The sequence below is a fragment of the Megasphaera geminata F0357 genome (assembly GCF_000239275.1).
Classification (GTDB): Bacteria; Bacillota; Negativicutes; order Veillonellales; family Megasphaeraceae; genus Megasphaera; species Megasphaera geminata.
The window spans coordinates 1-13359 of record NZ_JH417571.1; the positions used below are offsets into that span (position 1 = coordinate 1).

The following is a 13359-nucleotide window of genomic DNA, read 5'->3' on the forward strand; positions in this document are numbered from 1 at the left end:
GGCCTGCAGGCCGTTCGCTTCTCTCTTTTTTACAACCGGTTACAGTATACTGTATTATTTTACTTTATCAAGAGCCTGTTTCAAATCGGCAATAATATCCGCCGCATCTTCAAGTCCTACAGACAACCGCACCAGACCTTCACTGATACCTGCAGCCTTTAATTCTTCCGGCGTATACGGTGAATGCGTCATCGTGGCAGCATGTTCAATCAACGTTTCCGCATCGCCGAGAGATACGGCAAGCTTACAAAGTTTTACACTGTCCATGACAGTACCGCCCGCTTTCTTGCCGCCTTTAAGTTCAAATGAAATCATACCGCCGGGTAAACGCATCTGTTTCTTGGCCAGATCATACTGCGGAAAACTCTTGAGTCCGGGATAGCTGACCGACTCAACCGCCGGATGGCCTTCCAGGAAAGCGGCCACCTCCATAGCATTGGCACAATGCTTTTCCATGCGAATCGGCAAAGTTTTCATACCGCGGGCGATAAGGAACGCGTCGAAGGGGCTGAGAACGGCGCCGGTCATATCTTTAATCCCGAAAAGACGGACCTGTGCAATAAATTCGGCAGAGCCGCAAACGAAGCCGGCAATGACATCACCGTGTCCATTGAGGTATTTCGTTGCCGAGTGAACAACTACATCGGCGCCCATTTCAAGAGGTCTGGAAATATACGGCGTGCAGAACGTATTATCGGCAACAACAAGGCAGCCGTCCACTTCATGCGCAATTGCGGCAACGCTTTCAATATCGACGATCTTTAAAGTCGGATTTGCCGGCGTTTCAACATAAACCATTTTCGTATTCGGTTTCATCGCTTTTTTAACGGCATCAAGATCGTTCATGTCGACAAAAGTGACGTCGACAGACGCACGCGGCATACCGTGGTTCAAGAGGGCAAACGTACAACCGTACAGCGTATCGCTGGCCACAACATGATCACCGTTCTGCAATATTGTCCAGAACGTTGCCGAAATGGGCGCCGATGCCGGATGCGGTAGACACGCAGGCTTCAGCGCCTTCGAGAAGAGCCACCTTCTCTTCCACAACCGTATTGGTAGGATTGCCTAGACGGCTGTAAATGTAACCGCTTTCTTCAAGGGCAAACCGTTTACCGCCCTGTTCCGCCGAATCGAAGACAAACGTCGACGTCTGGTAAATCGGTGCCGTCAGCGCTCCGAATGTATTCTGCGAAGAGCCGCCGTGGATGGCCTGTGTAGCAAACCCCATTTTCTGTAATTCTTCCCGTTTCATAAAGTATCCTCCTTTACTTCCATAGAAAAATAATATAAATAAATCAGTCATTCATGAATTTTACATATAAATTTTGCTAGTTTCAGTATAGCACCGTATAATTTAAAAGAATAATAGTCTTGCATGGAATTATCCCATAGAAAAAATCTATGACGGAGGGTCGACGTGACACTACAACAATTACGCTATATAGTAGAAATATCCAAATGCGGTTCCATTACGGCAGCTGCGAAAAAACTGTTTATAGCACAACCGAGCTTAAGCAAAGTCGTAAAAGACTTGGAAGAAGAATTCCATCTTACGATCCTGCGGCGCAGCCGCCACGGCATCTCTTTTACAACGGAAGGCCTTAAATTCCTCCAATTTGCCAATCATGTTCTTGACGCCTCCGATGCGCTGGAAGATTATTTTCTGAAGGATGACGGGGAAGAAGAATTACGCCTGTCCGTATCCTCTCACCATTACCTTTTCTCAATTGACGGGTTAATCAGTTTTCTTACAAATATCCCTGAGGGCACCCCGTATACGATTCGCATGCACGAAGGCCGGACATCGCAAATCATCCGTGATGTCCTTGTTTCACGCAGCCAGATCGGTATTCTTTACGTAACAGAGCTTACAGAACAATTCATGAACCGTCTTTTTGTAAAAAACAATCTCGAATTTATTCCCTTCCACGAGTTCCTGCCTCATGCCTATGTAAGCCGTAATCATCCTCTGGCGTCATTTTCTGAAATAACGACCGAACAGCTCGCCCCTTATCCCCATGTGTGTTATGAGCAGGGGAGCGAGCCCAAACAGCTTTCGGAAGAATTTATTATCCCGAAAAACTATTCAAAACAGACCGTTTTGTTTCGAGATCGCTCGACAATGCTCAGCATCATTGCCAATACGGGCGCATACAATTTAGGCACAGGATGTCTTCTGCCGCGTATCGTCGGTTCGGAAGTCGCCTCCATACCGGTCAAAGGCGTATCCGGTAAAATGAAAATCGGCTGGGTCAAACAAAAAAACGCACCTTTGACACCTGAGCTTACGGCTTACATACGCTATATCCAAGACTCTCTCGACCAGAGCATCACAAGCCGGCATGTCCCGGCCATGATCGCCATGCACAGTGAACGCACCTATTAAAGCAAAATGCCTTATCCTGCTTATTATAATGAAAAGGACAGGTCAGGAAAAATCCCCTGACCTGTCCTTTTTCCGTACAGTCACGGCCGCGTCATTATTTTCGCTTCCGCCGTAACGGCAGTATTCCCCTCGTTATCCGTAACGGCCCCCGTCATGATGTATAACCTGCCTCGCCGCGACACAAAGCGGGATTCTATATGAATCGGCTCGCCGATACGGACAGAATCCTTAAAACGGACATGTAAATCGGCCGTATAGGCGGGCGTTCCGGATATGTTGAATACATGATTTCCCATCACTTCATCAAGAAGAGTTGCCAATAACCCTCCGTGCATCCGGTCATCATAGCTCTGATGCTCCGGCCGGGGCACGAAATCGGCATACGCCAGCCCGCCGGTTACGCGCATATCCAGCTTCAACCCGATGGGATTGTCTTTACCGCAGCCGAAACAAAACGTATATTCTTTACTTTCTTCCACTTTCAGCCTCCTGCCAGTATATTTTTGTATTATATCATAACATTATCATAACATTACGTCTTAATGATAAGTTTCAAAATTCCCGTTAAAAAAGCCTTTATTTCATTGACAATTATTTTCATAATTGGTATATTGATATGGACAGAAAGACGGAGTTCACGGAGGTAGCTCATGAATATTGATACACTCTTAATTCATTACTGCGCGCCGACCCTGGCACGAATGAAAATGGGTGCACTCCTCTGTTTTCACCGTCGCGGAACTATAGAAGAGTTTCAGGAAACCGTTGAGAAATATAATCGGCGGTTTAACGCGAAGAAATTATATTTCCGCATTCTCTTCAGCTGCCCGCAGCGGACGCTGCTCTATGTATACAGGCCGTCTATGGTCCAACCCTATATACAGCAAAAGAGTGTTTCCTGCTTTTTGCGGCAATACGGCTACAGAAGCGGTATGACTCTTAACGATATGCTTGACCGCCTGCAGGCCCGGTTTAATGAAACCGGTTGTTTTCCTCATGAGTCAGGTCTATTCTTAGGCTATCCCTTAGAGGATGTATACGGGTTCATACGCCACAGAGGAAACGACGCAAAGCTCTGCGGTGAATGGAAGGTGTACGGTGATGCGGAAAAGGCGGCACGACTCTTCGACGCGTTCGCGCGCTGTCGCAACTATTACATCAACAGATTTTCTGTTGGCATAAAATTAGAAGAGCTCATCGTAGCTTAAGGAGGAATTTACTATGGTAACAATCGTTTATTGGAGCGGCACAGGCAACACGGAAGCAATGGCAAATGAAATTGAAGCCGCAGCTAAAGCTGCAGGTGCCGACGTCGAAAAAATGTTATTCGACGACACGACCGTGGACGCGGTAGCAGGAAAAGACGTCATCCTTCTCGGTTGCCCGGCAATGGGCGGTGAAGAATTGGAAGAAACGGTAGTTGAACCGTTCTTTGCAGAACTGTCCGGTAAATTAAGCGGTAAAAAAGTAGGTCTCTTCGGTTCTTACGGCTGGGGCACGGGCGACTGGATGGAAACATGGAAACAGCGTGCACTGGATGCAGGCGCCAACCTTATCGGTACAGCCATCGTCAACGAAACTCCGAATAATTCGGAAGAATGCAAAGCTCTCGGCGAAGCTGCCGCAAAAGCATAATTACGTAATCAACTCATATTTCATAGAACTCCGTAAAAAGAAGGGCGCTCCCGCAAAAGCGTCCTTCTTTTATTGCCCGAACCGGCAAAGAGGCCAAAAACACGCACTGCGCCGAATATTCGGTCCGGCTCATGTGCCGTTCAGCGGCAGGTATTTACATTTATTATTTAACGACCTCGTCCGACGTCCCGTCTCTAGTAAGAACGCGTTTTTTTACCGCTTCATCTTCTGCCTGTGCTTTGAGAGCCGGATCTTATCCGTGCCTACGAGGCGTCCATAAAAGAGAAAATAACAGCCGAGCGAAACAATGGCAATAGCCGCCGTAGTGAGAAACATGCCGCTAAAACCGACCTGTTCTTTCCATGCGCCCAACAGATACGGGCCGACGCCCAGACCAAGATCCAAGGCGATAAAATAGGTAGACGTGGCAACGCCGATGCGATACACGGGAACCATCTTGATGACGACGGCTTGTCCGTTGGACATATATGTGCCGTACCCCAAGCCGACAAACACGGCAGCAAGAAGAACCGACCAGGAATTTGCGGCACGGCTCAGGAGAACGATTCCGGCAGCAAGGAAGATGAAACACGGATATAGAACGCAGTTTTCACCATGGCGGTCAAACACGATTCCCAGTACAGGCCGTGTCAATGTAATAACAACGGCATACACGATAAAAAAGAGTGTGCCTGCTTCAACAAGCCCCGCTTCACGTGTAAAGGAAGCCATAAACCCGAGAATACCGGAGTAAGAAAGGCCGACGAGAACAGACACAAGAGAAATGGAATTGACCCGCGGTTCGAGATAATCGGAAAGTTTGAGCCCCTTCTCTTCTTCCCTGATTGCCGCACTGAACTGCGGTTCTTCGAACCTCAGAAGGAAGGCGCCGACGATGCAAACGATAACCAAAATCACACAAAACGCTACAATAACCCGGAAAGAGGTAAAGGAAAGCATAAGGATACCGAGAAAAGGGCCGATGGCCGCCGCCAGACTCAAGCTGAGCCCGTAATAATTAATTCCTTCACCGCGGCGGCTCTTCGGTATAACCGTCGCTACAATCGTACTCGTCGCGGTTGATGTTATGCCGTAGGCGAAACCGTTAATAAAACGAACCGTATCTAAAACCAAAATATTCGGTATATAAAAATAAAGAACCGTTGATATCAGATAAAGTAACAGACCGCCGTAAAGTATCTTGCGACAGCCGAGGGCCCCGACAAAACGACCCGTAAAAATCCGGGCCACAACTGTCCCTATAATATAGATACCTACAGCCAATCCGGCTTCACCGGCAGTTGCCCCGAGTTCATCCTTAGCCACAACGGCAATGATAACCATCAATAAGTAATAAATCAAAAATACCAGCAAGTTAATACCCGTATCCAGGACAAAAGGCACTGTCCAAAGTGATTCGTTTTTCCCACTCATAATCGTCATATCTCCCTCTTTACATAAAGAATCAACAGAAACGATTATAAATCTGCAACACGGCGGTGTACAGCGGAAAAAACAGATGGCCTTATCATTTATTTTGATAAGGCCGGCTAACACTTCATGATATTATAAGGATTTTTTCAAGAGATAGTTGACAAAACAGCGGATGTATTCCCCTTTCGGGTTCTCTTTCTTAAACACCATCCATACAGGCACATGCAACGGTGAATACATATTTCTGCACTTACGGCGAATCCCCATAAACTCGGCCAGCCGTTTTGAAACAAGGAATCCCGCCTTATTATGGCGGCAATAATCGATCATGGCATACGGATTGGAAAGTTGTATTTCTTCAACGCTTCTCCGCCCGTCCAAGTAGTCGCTCATACAGGCATCCATAAAATACTTCGGCGGATATCTGAGCAGCGGTTGTGAAAGTATGTCTTCTTTTTTTACGGTATCCGACATGGTCAGGCGGGGCGCGAAATAAACAAATACATCTTCGCCGATCGGCACCGTTTCATAAGCCGCCCACTTCTCCGCAGCCGCCGCGTAAACAGAGGCCGCGTCAATCCGCCCGGCATACAGGTCACTGATGATTTCCTCCTCTTCCATATCATATACCCTGACCGTAAAATCAGGATTATGACGCTTAAAATAGGATATATGCGTATTCATCAGAACATCCCCCATACTGCGCATAATACCGATATTCAGTTCGGGCCGACGGCTTTCATAGGCAGTCCGCACGGCAGCCATGACCTGCTCCAGCTCACTCAGGATGCGTTCCGCTTCTTTGTAGAAAAACTTTCCCTCCGCCGTCAACATACTGCCCCTGGTATCGCGTACAATGAGAGGAAGGCCGATAACATTCTCCAGTTTTTTAATCTGCGCACTGAAAGCGGACTGCGTTACGTTGGCTTCACGGGCGGCCTGTGTAAAATTGCCCAGCCTTCCGTATATGACAAAGCTTTTCAAAGCTTGTATATTCGGCAGTTCCATCTTTATTCCTCCTTACCGAAATGCTGTATGTACGGTATATATTATACACGACCGGGCAAGTATATCCTTTCCGGGCTGCAGAATGAGGACGGTCTGTGATAAAATAGACGGTGACAGCGCCAGTTAACCGATGTGAGGTATACTTATGAACGGAGAAATATTAAACTCGCTTGAAATCTGCTCTCCTTTTACCGGTGAGTTGCATCCCCTTGAGGATGTCCCGGACGAGGTGTTTTCCGGAAAAACTGCAGGCGACGGTTTTTGCGTCTTTCCGACGGACGGTATTGTCCGGGCACCTGCGGACGGCATAATAAATTTAGTCTTCGATACGAAGCATGCCCTTGTCATGACGGATACGGACGGGGTAGAGTACCTCTTTCACATCGGTATCGATACGGTTAAATTAAACGGCCGGGGATTTACGGCCCATGTGGAGACGGAAACCCCCGTTAAAAAGGGGGCGCTCCTGCTCACTTTTGCGAAAGACGTGATCATCGCCGCCGGTCTGTCTCCCGTATGTGTCTGCGTATTCACCGATTTAACCGATAATGTGGCCGTAGCGCCTTTTACGCCCCGTGCGCTTAAAGCCGGCGATACGGCAATACGGCTTATTTATGCGGAGGAAGTATACGGATGAAGAAAAAAGACATGATACTCATAGCCGTTTTGCTGCTTCTCTCATGTATGCCGGCCGGGTATTTTCTTTTCGAAGGAACCCTTTCCGATTCCTCACAAACCTATGCGGTCATCCACGTGAACGGCGACATATATAAAACAATCCCGCTGGGAACACACAGCGGCACAACCATGTTCACCGTTGAAACGGATACGGGCTACAACACGATTCTTGTGCGCGAACAGGAAATCGGTATCGTTCAGGCAGACTGCCCCGATCGGATTTGCATCGGCGAAGGTTTTATTTCCAAACCCGGACAAACGGTCGTATGCCTGCCCCATAAGGTGCTTATTGAAGTAAAAGCCGCCAACGCGGCTGAACCGGATACCATTCCCGCCCGCTAGAGGTCCTTATGAACAAAACATTTAAAATTATCCTGTTGGGTCTTTTCATAGCTCAATCATTGGTACTTTATATCGTTGAAGGAATGCTTCCCGTCCCTTTCATCGCCCCGGGAGCAAAACTCGGCCTTTCCAATTTGATTACAGTTACTGCGCTCTACACGTTTCCGAAAAAGAGAGATACCGCCCTGGTTCTGCTCGTGCGGATCATGTTAGCGACGGCTTTCGCAGGCGGCATCAATGCCTTTATGTACAGTGCGGCAGGCGCATTCTTCAGCTTCACGGCCATGTCCCTCCTGCAGAAGTCGGAAAAATTCTCCCTCATCGGCGTCAGCGCCGCCGGCGGCATCCTGCACAACTGGGGCCAAGTCCTCATCGCCTGCCTTATCGTAGAGAATGCGAAAATTCTGCTCTACCTGCCCGTCCTTTCCGTCGCAGGGGCGGGTACGGGCATACTTATCGGCATTACGGCAAACTTTACGCTCCGCCATTTAAAACGCCTGCCCCTGTATAACCGCATGCGTGAAACATAAATAAGCCCGTTTAAACAAAGCTTTCGTCCGTACGATTTCCGATCATGAACGGCAAACGGAAAAAGCCGGGGATTCTCTCCGTACGGACGGTAGGAAAATCCCCGGCTCTTTACCTGTATCAAAAGGATGCAGACAAAATGAGATTAAAATTTTATTTTGTTACAGCGCTTTTCCGCAAAGGTTACGCCACCGTATATATTTTAATTTCCGGTTCGGCGGCCCATGTCGGCCGGAGACCGACGGCCACATCTTTATTGAACAGTTCGCTCGTTAAATATGCCTGTGCGTGTTCGAGACTGTCAAAGCCGTGTAATACCTGAACATCTTCAGCGCGGACAAGAAGTTCTTTCGTCAAAGCGCCGGCAACGGTATCCAGAAAAGGCTGTTTATACTTCGTGTATACATTTGCCGCTGCGGGACGGTTTTCTTCATTAATTTTCATGGTTATCTGCAAGTATGCTTTTACTGCCATCGTCATTTCCTCCTCAAACGTAAACTCTGTTTCTTCAACTATACCGGCCGGGTATTTTCTTAAGACACCCTAAGTATAGAAGATTACCTTATCCGTTTAAAGATATGAGTCAATTTATTAGTAACTAATAAATTTAATAGCGGCTATATTTTCATCAAAAATTCAGTATAATAAGAGCATCTTCGAAATAAGAGGAGTCACTATGTATACGAAAAAACTGGAAGAAGATATCCGCTGTCCCTTGGAATACGGCCTGCGCGTCTTCGGCGGCAAATGGAAATCCCGCATTATTTGCGTATTGGCCGACGAAACGTCATTACGCTACACGGTACTGCGGGATACACTGTGCAATATTACGGACGCTGTCCTGGCGGCGACGCTGAAAGAGCTGATATCCGACGGCCTGATCGTGCGCAAATCGTATGATGAAATCCCGCCGCATGTCGAATATTCCCTTACTGAAAAAGGACAGTCCGTCGTTCCTCTTTTACAGGATATCTGTAAATGGTCCGGCCTTTTCTACAGGAAAACGGAAAATACAAGTTTAGAAAAATGCAAACACTGCGACTATACGCAGACATAGAAAAGCCGCCTTAAGGCGGCTTTTACTTATTTTTATACGCCGCCAAATACTCCCACAGGTCCTGATCAAAAAGGATCCTGTCATCATCTGTTATCAATCCGGGGACGCCGACATAGCCGCCGGCTCTCCGCGTCTCAAATTCGGGACGACTGTCACGAAGATGCAGAAACTTCTTCAATGCCGGCATAGATCCTGTAATATCGACAACGGGAACCGTAAGGCCCTTCTTCTCAATCAACGCCAAAACCAGCGGACATTCGGGACATAAATGACTGATATATAATTTCATATTATCTTCTCCTTCCGGGACTATGTAAAAGGGAACACGCCAAGGTACACGAGTACATAAAAGCGAGTAAAAGATACAAATGCAGAAAAGATCGGTCATAATAGGGGCAGTCATCGAAAGATGAATGTTAAGGTCATAGAGCCGCGCCGCAATAAGTACATTTATAGCACAGGACGCCACCATGAAGATAACCGAGGTTCCCCTAAGAACGGGATCGGCAAAAAAGAAATGTCCCATCCCGCATAAAATCAAGGGTGTAACGTCGATTTTTAAAGGAATGAGGTAAAATACGCAGGTAACGCGTTGAAGCCTATCATATAGCCGACGGGAACGAGATTGGCCCAGGTGCTGCGTTTTATTATAGCACATACGGCGGCGCTCCCGCCTGACCTTGTGATATCTTGTGATATAATACTACTGAAAGCGGGATTTTACCATGAAAAAAGCAATAGCCTCGGCATGCGTCGTCTGCCTGGCTTTATCTGTCTTGACCGGCTGCAATCCGTTACACGGTACAGCCGTTTCACCGCCAAATGAACCGGAGACTTCGGCACATCCCCTCAACGCGGAGTCTGCGCGCCTGTCCGAAGACGGCCAAAAAGCATATGAACAGGGCGATTATGATAAAGCCATTACCCTGTATACATCAGCTCTTGAAAAGGATGAAGCCAACTACGCGGCCCTTGCCGGCAGAGGCGTGGCCCTTGCCATGCGCGGCAACGGTACGGGCATACAGGAAGACATCCGCGCCGGCATCGGCGACATTGAAAGGGCCTTATACTATGCGCCCGACGATACGGCGACCTTTTACAATCTCGCCCTGGCCTATAAGATCGACGGCCGCAAAGAAGGGCGATCCGCTGGTTTCAGAAAGTTATTGACAGCGATCCGTCCAATACGTGGAGTTATTACGGTATCGCCACTATTTACGGCGACATGGGCGATGCGGAACAGGCCGTCGTTTACTTAAAAAAAGCTCTGGCGCTGGATAGCGCAAACGTCCGAAAGGCGGCGGAAACGCAAACACATTTTGATAAAATCCGGAATAATCGGCTTTCAGACAATTGCTGTATGAGGAGTGATATGAATGAATGACAGAAACGATGTACGACACCGGGCCTACGATAAAAAAGGCCCCATTGTCGCGCGAAACTTCAATAAACGCGGTTTTGAAGCCACCTACTGTCCTACCGTGGAAAAAGCCCTGGAACAGGCTGTATCCTATATCCCGCCAGACCATGTCGTCTCCTGGGGCGGCTCCGTTTCCATTGATGAAATCGGCTTGCGGCCGTACGTAGCGGAACATAATCACGTCATCAACAGAGATACGGCAACAACGCCGGAGGAACGGCTGGAACTGATGCGGCGCGCCCTTCTTTGCGATACGTTTATCATGGGTACAAACGCGGCAACCGAAGACGGTCAACTCTTTAATGTTGACGGCAACGGTAATCGTGTCGCGGCTCTGGCTTACGGGCCTAAACAGGTCATCGTCATCGCCGGCATGAACAAATTCGCACCGACCGTAGAAGCGGCTATGATCCGAGCCCGTTCAACAGCCGCTCCCATTAACGTACAGCGTTTTACCGGTACCAAGACCCCTTGTTATGTAACCGGCATGTGCGGCCACTGTAAAACACCCGATTCTATTTGCGCCCAACTGTTGCGCACCCGTGTCTGTCGTCCCGCCGGGCGTATCAAAGTCATCATCGTCGGTGAAGAAATAGGCTTCTAAGCCTATAATCCCTGCGCTACGCCTTCTTTCACATAATCGATAAACTTCTTCGTCACTGTCGATGCATCTGCCAAAGAGGGGACGGCAATGCCCAGTTCGATATAATGGGGCGGATCCATGGATACGACAGCCACGTTGCCGTTCCAATTTTCCGCCATAAGCCGATTATTTACGGCAAAACCGAGTCCCGCTTCCACCATGCGATACGTCGTGTAGTTATCGACGAACGTATAGCGGGGCTTGATTTTTATGTCTTCCGAAGCAAAGAGAAACTCCGTATCCGTATCGAGGCCCGGCAGAGTATGCACATACGCCTCTTCTACCATATCGGCCAGCGGTATGGAACCGGCTGCGGCTTTTTCATGCCCCCCGGGCAGCCAGAAGATAAGTTCATCCCGACGCAAAGGGATCCAATCCCCTTTAAAATTACGATAAGAAGAGATGGCGCAGTCGATTTTCCGTTCACCCAGCCATGTGTAGAGTTCTCTGTTCCCTCCTTCTTCCAGGTGAATGCGTATATGCCTGTACGTCTCCTGAAAAGAGCGGATAACCGGCGGCAGCCAGTTCGCAGCCGTACTGAAGTAGGTTCCTACAGAGATTTCTCCCGTTTCAAGGCCTTTGATTTTATCGCTCAAATTTTCGACTTTCTCACTCTGATAAACCAGTTCCTTTAATTGAGGGAAAACAAGTTTCCCTTCTTCCGTCAATTCAATTCCCCGGGTATTTCGATACAACAGAGAAAATCCCAGATCTCCTTCCAACGCTTTTTCTGCCCGTACTATGCCGGACGGCGTATATCCGGTTTTTGCGGCGGCACCTGCCATACTGCCTGTTTCCACAACAGTCAAAAATAACTTGCAGCGTTTCGTGTCCATTGCCCCTCCTGTGACAGATTGTCACCGTTTCATTGATAATCATTCACTTCTCTCACAGCAAACTATATAGTATCCTGTACCTATAGTAAAGAGGAAAGAGGAAAGAGGGAAAACCATGAAAGAACGTTATGCCGAAGCGCTGCTTATTTTCGTTATTATCATGCGCAGTACATCGTATTTGTTTTCCAAAATAGGGCTGGCCACACTGCCGCCTTTGGAAATCCTCGCTATCCGTTTTACCGCGGCATTTCTTATTTTAGGCCTTATCTTTTTTAACTATTTACGCCGTTACGTGACGGCGGATCTCTTAAAGGCGCCGCCAAATTAGGCAGTCTTATGTTTGCCTGCATGACGTGCGAACTCATCAGCCTGACAACAATCGACTCGTCTATGGCATCATTTCTGGAAAATACGGCGGTCGCATGGGTGCCTGTCATCACAGCCGTAATCTATCACCGCAGGCCGGAAAAAATCGTCATCCTGTGTACCTTGCTCATCATTTGCGGCGTCGGCCTGCTCACTTTAAACGGAGCGGAAATTCGTCCGGGCCGGGGTGAATTCATCTGTCTGACCGGCTCCGTCTGTTATGCTTTCTGGATTATTGCAACCGCTAAAACGGCGCACCGTTTCGACCCGCTGAGCCTCGGTATTATGCAATTTTTCTTTCTCTCCCTCTACAGCAGTATCGGCACGGTCCTCTTCGAAACGCCTTTCATTCCGACACGCCCCGTTGAGTGGCAGGTTATTTCAGCTCTCACCTTTATCTGTACGATCCTGGGCTTTACGCTGCAGCCTGTCGCACAACGGTATACAACGGCAGAAAAAGCGGGTCTCTTTACAGCCATCAATCCTCTTTTCGCAGCTATTTTCGGCTTTTTCATATTGGATGAGAGATTCACGACCCCGCAAATCACGGGAGGTATTCTGATTCTCGGGGTAATTCTCCTGCTCCAAATTGCCGGCAGTCGAAAAAAAGCAAGATCATCCCAAAACTGACAACGTTTGCATCGTCTTCACAAAAAAGCCGGTTTCCTTTATACTGTTACTGTATTATGATTATATATATCAAAAGGAGACAGTATTATATGTTAAAAAAGAACATGCTTTACATCGGAATTATCTTTTTGCTTATCGGCCTTGCAACCGTATTCTTAAATCCCGATCAACAACAGGCCAATTTGGAAATAGCCAGACATGCGACGAACGCCCAGGCGGCGGCACAAGCCATTTCGGCAAACAATCAACGGGAAACGCTGATCCATATTGTCGGCATGTTTATCACAGGCCTGGGGCTTGCCATGACAATCGGCGGCTTTATCGTGCGTAAACAAAACAAAAACTAAACGGCCCGCAACCGAAACGGCAGGGACCGCATTAAGAACGGAGTAT

General features: G+C 48.1%; 20 protein-coding genes and 1 pseudogene. 13 read left to right on the top strand and 8 right to left on the bottom strand.

Annotated elements, in window-relative coordinates:
* Window positions 1–54: 54 nt before the first annotated feature.
* On the bottom strand, window positions 55–933 hold the full coding sequence (locus HMPREF0080_RS02055; RefSeq protein WP_245527190.1) for an aminotransferase class I/II-fold pyridoxal phosphate-dependent enzyme: 879 nt from the start codon (window positions 931–933) through the stop codon (window positions 55–57).
* Between the two features lie 7 nt (window positions 934–940).
* On the bottom strand, window positions 941–1255 hold the full coding sequence (locus tag HMPREF0080_RS10455) for a PLP-dependent transferase (protein WP_245527191.1): 315 nt from the start codon (window positions 1253–1255) through the stop codon (window positions 941–943).
* Between the two features lie 165 nt (window positions 1256–1420).
* On the opposite strand from HMPREF0080_RS10455, the gene HMPREF0080_RS02060 reads away from it, so the two are divergent.
* Window positions 1421–2389: a LysR family transcriptional regulator gene (locus tag HMPREF0080_RS02060; protein ID WP_006789481.1), complete on the top strand. Its 969-nt coding sequence runs from the start codon at window positions 1421–1423 to the stop codon at window positions 2387–2389.
* A gap of 80 nt (window positions 2390–2469) precedes the next feature.
* Here HMPREF0080_RS02060 and HMPREF0080_RS02065 read toward each other — a convergent pair whose 3' ends face one another.
* Window positions 2470–2868 carry a PaaI family thioesterase gene (locus HMPREF0080_RS02065; RefSeq protein ID WP_006789482.1) on the bottom strand — a complete coding sequence of 133 codons (399 nt, stop codon included), beginning with the start codon at window positions 2866–2868 and terminating at the stop codon, window positions 2470–2472.
* A 171-nt stretch (window positions 2869–3039) separates the two neighbouring features.
* Between HMPREF0080_RS02065 and HMPREF0080_RS02070 the strand changes: the two genes are divergently transcribed.
* Together HMPREF0080_RS02070 and HMPREF0080_RS02075 are read left to right on the top strand one after the other, a co-directional pair.
* Window positions 3040–3597: a DUF3793 family protein gene (locus HMPREF0080_RS02070; RefSeq protein WP_006789483.1), complete on the top strand. Its 558-nt coding sequence runs from the start codon at window positions 3040–3042 to the stop codon at window positions 3595–3597.
* Window positions 3598–3610: 13 nt separating this feature from the next.
* On the top strand, window positions 3611–4024 hold the full coding sequence (locus HMPREF0080_RS02075) for a flavodoxin (RefSeq protein ID WP_006789485.1): 414 nt from the start codon (window positions 3611–3613) through the stop codon (window positions 4022–4024).
* Window positions 4025–4187: 163 nt separating this feature from the next.
* Here HMPREF0080_RS02075 and HMPREF0080_RS02080 read toward each other — a convergent pair.
* Both HMPREF0080_RS02080 and HMPREF0080_RS02085 read right to left on the bottom strand, forming a co-directional pair.
* Window positions 4188–5458: pseudogene (locus HMPREF0080_RS02080) on the bottom strand (MFS transporter).
* Between the two features lie 132 nt (window positions 5459–5590).
* The gene (locus HMPREF0080_RS02085; RefSeq protein WP_006789489.1) at window positions 5591–6466 is read right to left on the bottom strand and encodes a LysR family transcriptional regulator; all 876 of its coding nucleotides are present in this window, start codon (window positions 6464–6466) and stop codon (window positions 5591–5593) included.
* Between the two features lie 145 nt (window positions 6467–6611).
* Here HMPREF0080_RS02085 and HMPREF0080_RS02090 point away from each other — a divergent pair, with 145 nt between their 5' ends.
* Genes HMPREF0080_RS02090 through HMPREF0080_RS02100 form a run of 3 tightly spaced genes read left to right on the top strand, consistent with a single transcriptional unit; the run spans window position 6612 to window position 8016 of the window.
* Window positions 6612–7103, top strand: coding sequence for a PTS sugar transporter subunit IIA (locus HMPREF0080_RS02090; protein WP_006789490.1), 492 nt, complete (start codon window positions 6612–6614; stop codon window positions 7101–7103).
* The gene (locus HMPREF0080_RS02095) at window positions 7100–7486 is read left to right on the top strand and encodes a NusG domain II-containing protein (protein ID WP_006789491.1); all 387 of its coding nucleotides are present in this window, start codon (window positions 7100–7102) and stop codon (window positions 7484–7486) included. Before HMPREF0080_RS02090 ends, HMPREF0080_RS02095 begins: the two co-directional genes overlap by 4 nt.
* An 8-nt stretch (window positions 7487–7494) precedes the next feature.
* Window positions 7495–8016, top strand: coding sequence for a Gx transporter family protein (locus HMPREF0080_RS02100; RefSeq protein ID WP_006789492.1), 522 nt, complete (start codon window positions 7495–7497; stop codon window positions 8014–8016).
* A gap of 181 nt (window positions 8017–8197) precedes the next feature.
* On the opposite strand, the gene HMPREF0080_RS02105 is transcribed toward HMPREF0080_RS02100, so the two are convergent.
* Entirely contained in the window at window positions 8198–8488 is a 291-nt protein-coding gene (locus HMPREF0080_RS02105) for a hypothetical protein (protein WP_040346893.1), read from the bottom strand.
* A 202-nt stretch (window positions 8489–8690) separates the two neighbouring features.
* On the opposite strand from HMPREF0080_RS02105, the gene HMPREF0080_RS02110 reads away from it, so the two are divergent.
* Window positions 8691–9071: a winged helix-turn-helix transcriptional regulator gene (locus HMPREF0080_RS02110; RefSeq protein WP_006789494.1), complete on the top strand. Its 381-nt coding sequence runs from the start codon at window positions 8691–8693 to the stop codon at window positions 9069–9071.
* Between the two features lie 22 nt (window positions 9072–9093).
* Here the strand turns inward: HMPREF0080_RS02110 and HMPREF0080_RS09850 are convergent, their stop codons facing one another.
* The gene (locus tag HMPREF0080_RS09850; protein WP_040346908.1) at window positions 9094–9360 is read right to left on the bottom strand and encodes a hypothetical protein; all 267 of its coding nucleotides are present in this window, start codon (window positions 9358–9360) and stop codon (window positions 9094–9096) included.
* Between the two features lie 436 nt (window positions 9361–9796).
* Between HMPREF0080_RS09850 and HMPREF0080_RS02120 the strand changes: the two genes are divergently transcribed.
* From HMPREF0080_RS02120 to HMPREF0080_RS02125, 3 genes are read left to right on the top strand one after another with little or no spacing between them, the layout of a single operon-like run.
* Window positions 9797–10330 carry a tetratricopeptide repeat protein gene (locus HMPREF0080_RS02120; RefSeq protein ID WP_006789496.1) on the top strand — a complete coding sequence of 178 codons (534 nt, stop codon included), beginning with the start codon at window positions 9797–9799 and terminating at the stop codon, window positions 10328–10330.
* Window positions 10237–10455 (top strand): tetratricopeptide repeat protein, encoded by a 219-nt coding sequence (locus HMPREF0080_RS10460; RefSeq protein WP_245527192.1) that lies wholly within the window; start codon window positions 10237–10239, stop codon window positions 10453–10455. Before HMPREF0080_RS02120 ends, HMPREF0080_RS10460 begins: the two co-directional genes overlap by 94 nt.
* On the top strand, window positions 10448–11095 hold the full coding sequence (locus HMPREF0080_RS02125; RefSeq protein ID WP_006789498.1) for a lactate utilization protein: 648 nt from the start codon (window positions 10448–10450) through the stop codon (window positions 11093–11095). The genes HMPREF0080_RS10460 and HMPREF0080_RS02125 overlap by 8 nt, the downstream gene beginning before the upstream one ends.
* A gap of 2 nt (window positions 11096–11097) precedes the next feature.
* On the opposite strand, the gene HMPREF0080_RS02130 is transcribed toward HMPREF0080_RS02125, so the two are convergent.
* Window positions 11098–11970 (bottom strand): LysR family transcriptional regulator, encoded by an 873-nt coding sequence (locus HMPREF0080_RS02130; RefSeq protein WP_006789500.1) that lies wholly within the window; start codon window positions 11968–11970, stop codon window positions 11098–11100.
* Window positions 11971–12085: 115 nt separating this feature from the next.
* Here HMPREF0080_RS02130 and HMPREF0080_RS10465 point away from each other — a divergent pair, with 115 nt between their 5' ends.
* The 3 genes from HMPREF0080_RS10465 to HMPREF0080_RS02140 all read left to right on the top strand — a co-directional run bounded on the left by HMPREF0080_RS10465 (window position 12086) and on the right by HMPREF0080_RS02140 (window position 13313).
* On the top strand, window positions 12086–12298 hold the full coding sequence (locus HMPREF0080_RS10465) for a hypothetical protein (RefSeq protein ID WP_006789502.1): 213 nt from the start codon (window positions 12086–12088) through the stop codon (window positions 12296–12298).
* 8 nt (window positions 12299–12306) lie between these two features.
* Window positions 12307–12966 carry a DMT family transporter gene (locus HMPREF0080_RS02135; protein WP_006789504.1) on the top strand — a complete coding sequence of 220 codons (660 nt, stop codon included), beginning with the start codon at window positions 12307–12309 and terminating at the stop codon, window positions 12964–12966.
* Window positions 12967–13055: 89 nt separating this feature from the next.
* Window positions 13056–13313 carry a hypothetical protein gene (locus HMPREF0080_RS02140; protein WP_040346897.1) on the top strand — a complete coding sequence of 86 codons (258 nt, stop codon included), beginning with the start codon at window positions 13056–13058 and terminating at the stop codon, window positions 13311–13313.
* The last annotated feature ends 46 nt before the right edge of the window (window positions 13314–13359 follow it).

Excerpts from the sequence above, each read along its gene's own strand:
- HMPREF0080_RS02070 (WP_006789483.1), top strand. The coding sequence starts at position 3,040 with ATGAATATTGATACACTCTTAATTCATTACTGCGCGCCGACCCTGGCA.
- HMPREF0080_RS02085 (WP_006789489.1), bottom strand. The coding sequence starts at position 6,466 with ATGGAACTGCCGAATATACAAGCTTTGAAAAGCTTTGTCATATACGGA.
- HMPREF0080_RS10455 (WP_245527191.1), bottom strand. The coding sequence starts at position 1,255 with ATGAAACGGGAAGAATTACAGAAAATGGGGTTTGCTACACAGGCCATC.
- HMPREF0080_RS02105 (WP_040346893.1), bottom strand. The coding sequence starts at position 8,488 with ATGGCAGTAAAAGCATACTTGCAGATAACCATGAAAATTAATGAAGAA.
- HMPREF0080_RS02100 (WP_006789492.1), top strand. The coding sequence starts at position 7,495 with ATGAACAAAACATTTAAAATTATCCTGTTGGGTCTTTTCATAGCTCAA.
- HMPREF0080_RS02110 (WP_006789494.1), top strand. The coding sequence starts at position 8,691 with ATGTATACGAAAAAACTGGAAGAAGATATCCGCTGTCCCTTGGAATAC.
- HMPREF0080_RS02135 (WP_006789504.1), top strand. The coding sequence starts at position 12,307 with ATGTTTGCCTGCATGACGTGCGAACTCATCAGCCTGACAACAATCGAC.
- HMPREF0080_RS02120 (WP_006789496.1), top strand. The coding sequence starts at position 9,797 with ATGAAAAAAGCAATAGCCTCGGCATGCGTCGTCTGCCTGGCTTTATCT.
- HMPREF0080_RS09850 (WP_040346908.1), bottom strand. The coding sequence starts at position 9,360 with ATGAAATTATATATCAGTCATTTATGTCCCGAATGTCCGCTGGTTTTG.
- HMPREF0080_RS10465 (WP_006789502.1), top strand. The coding sequence starts at position 12,086 with ATGAAAGAACGTTATGCCGAAGCGCTGCTTATTTTCGTTATTATCATG.
- HMPREF0080_RS02125 (WP_006789498.1), top strand. The coding sequence starts at position 10,448 with ATGAATGACAGAAACGATGTACGACACCGGGCCTACGATAAAAAAGGC.
- HMPREF0080_RS02095 (WP_006789491.1), top strand. The coding sequence starts at position 7,100 with ATGAAGAAAAAAGACATGATACTCATAGCCGTTTTGCTGCTTCTCTCA.
- HMPREF0080_RS02130 (WP_006789500.1), bottom strand. The coding sequence starts at position 11,970 with ATGGACACGAAACGCTGCAAGTTATTTTTGACTGTTGTGGAAACAGGC.
- HMPREF0080_RS02075 (WP_006789485.1), top strand. The coding sequence starts at position 3,611 with ATGGTAACAATCGTTTATTGGAGCGGCACAGGCAACACGGAAGCAATG.
- HMPREF0080_RS02090 (WP_006789490.1), top strand. The coding sequence starts at position 6,612 with ATGAACGGAGAAATATTAAACTCGCTTGAAATCTGCTCTCCTTTTACC.
- HMPREF0080_RS02140 (WP_040346897.1), top strand. The coding sequence starts at position 13,056 with ATGTTAAAAAAGAACATGCTTTACATCGGAATTATCTTTTTGCTTATC.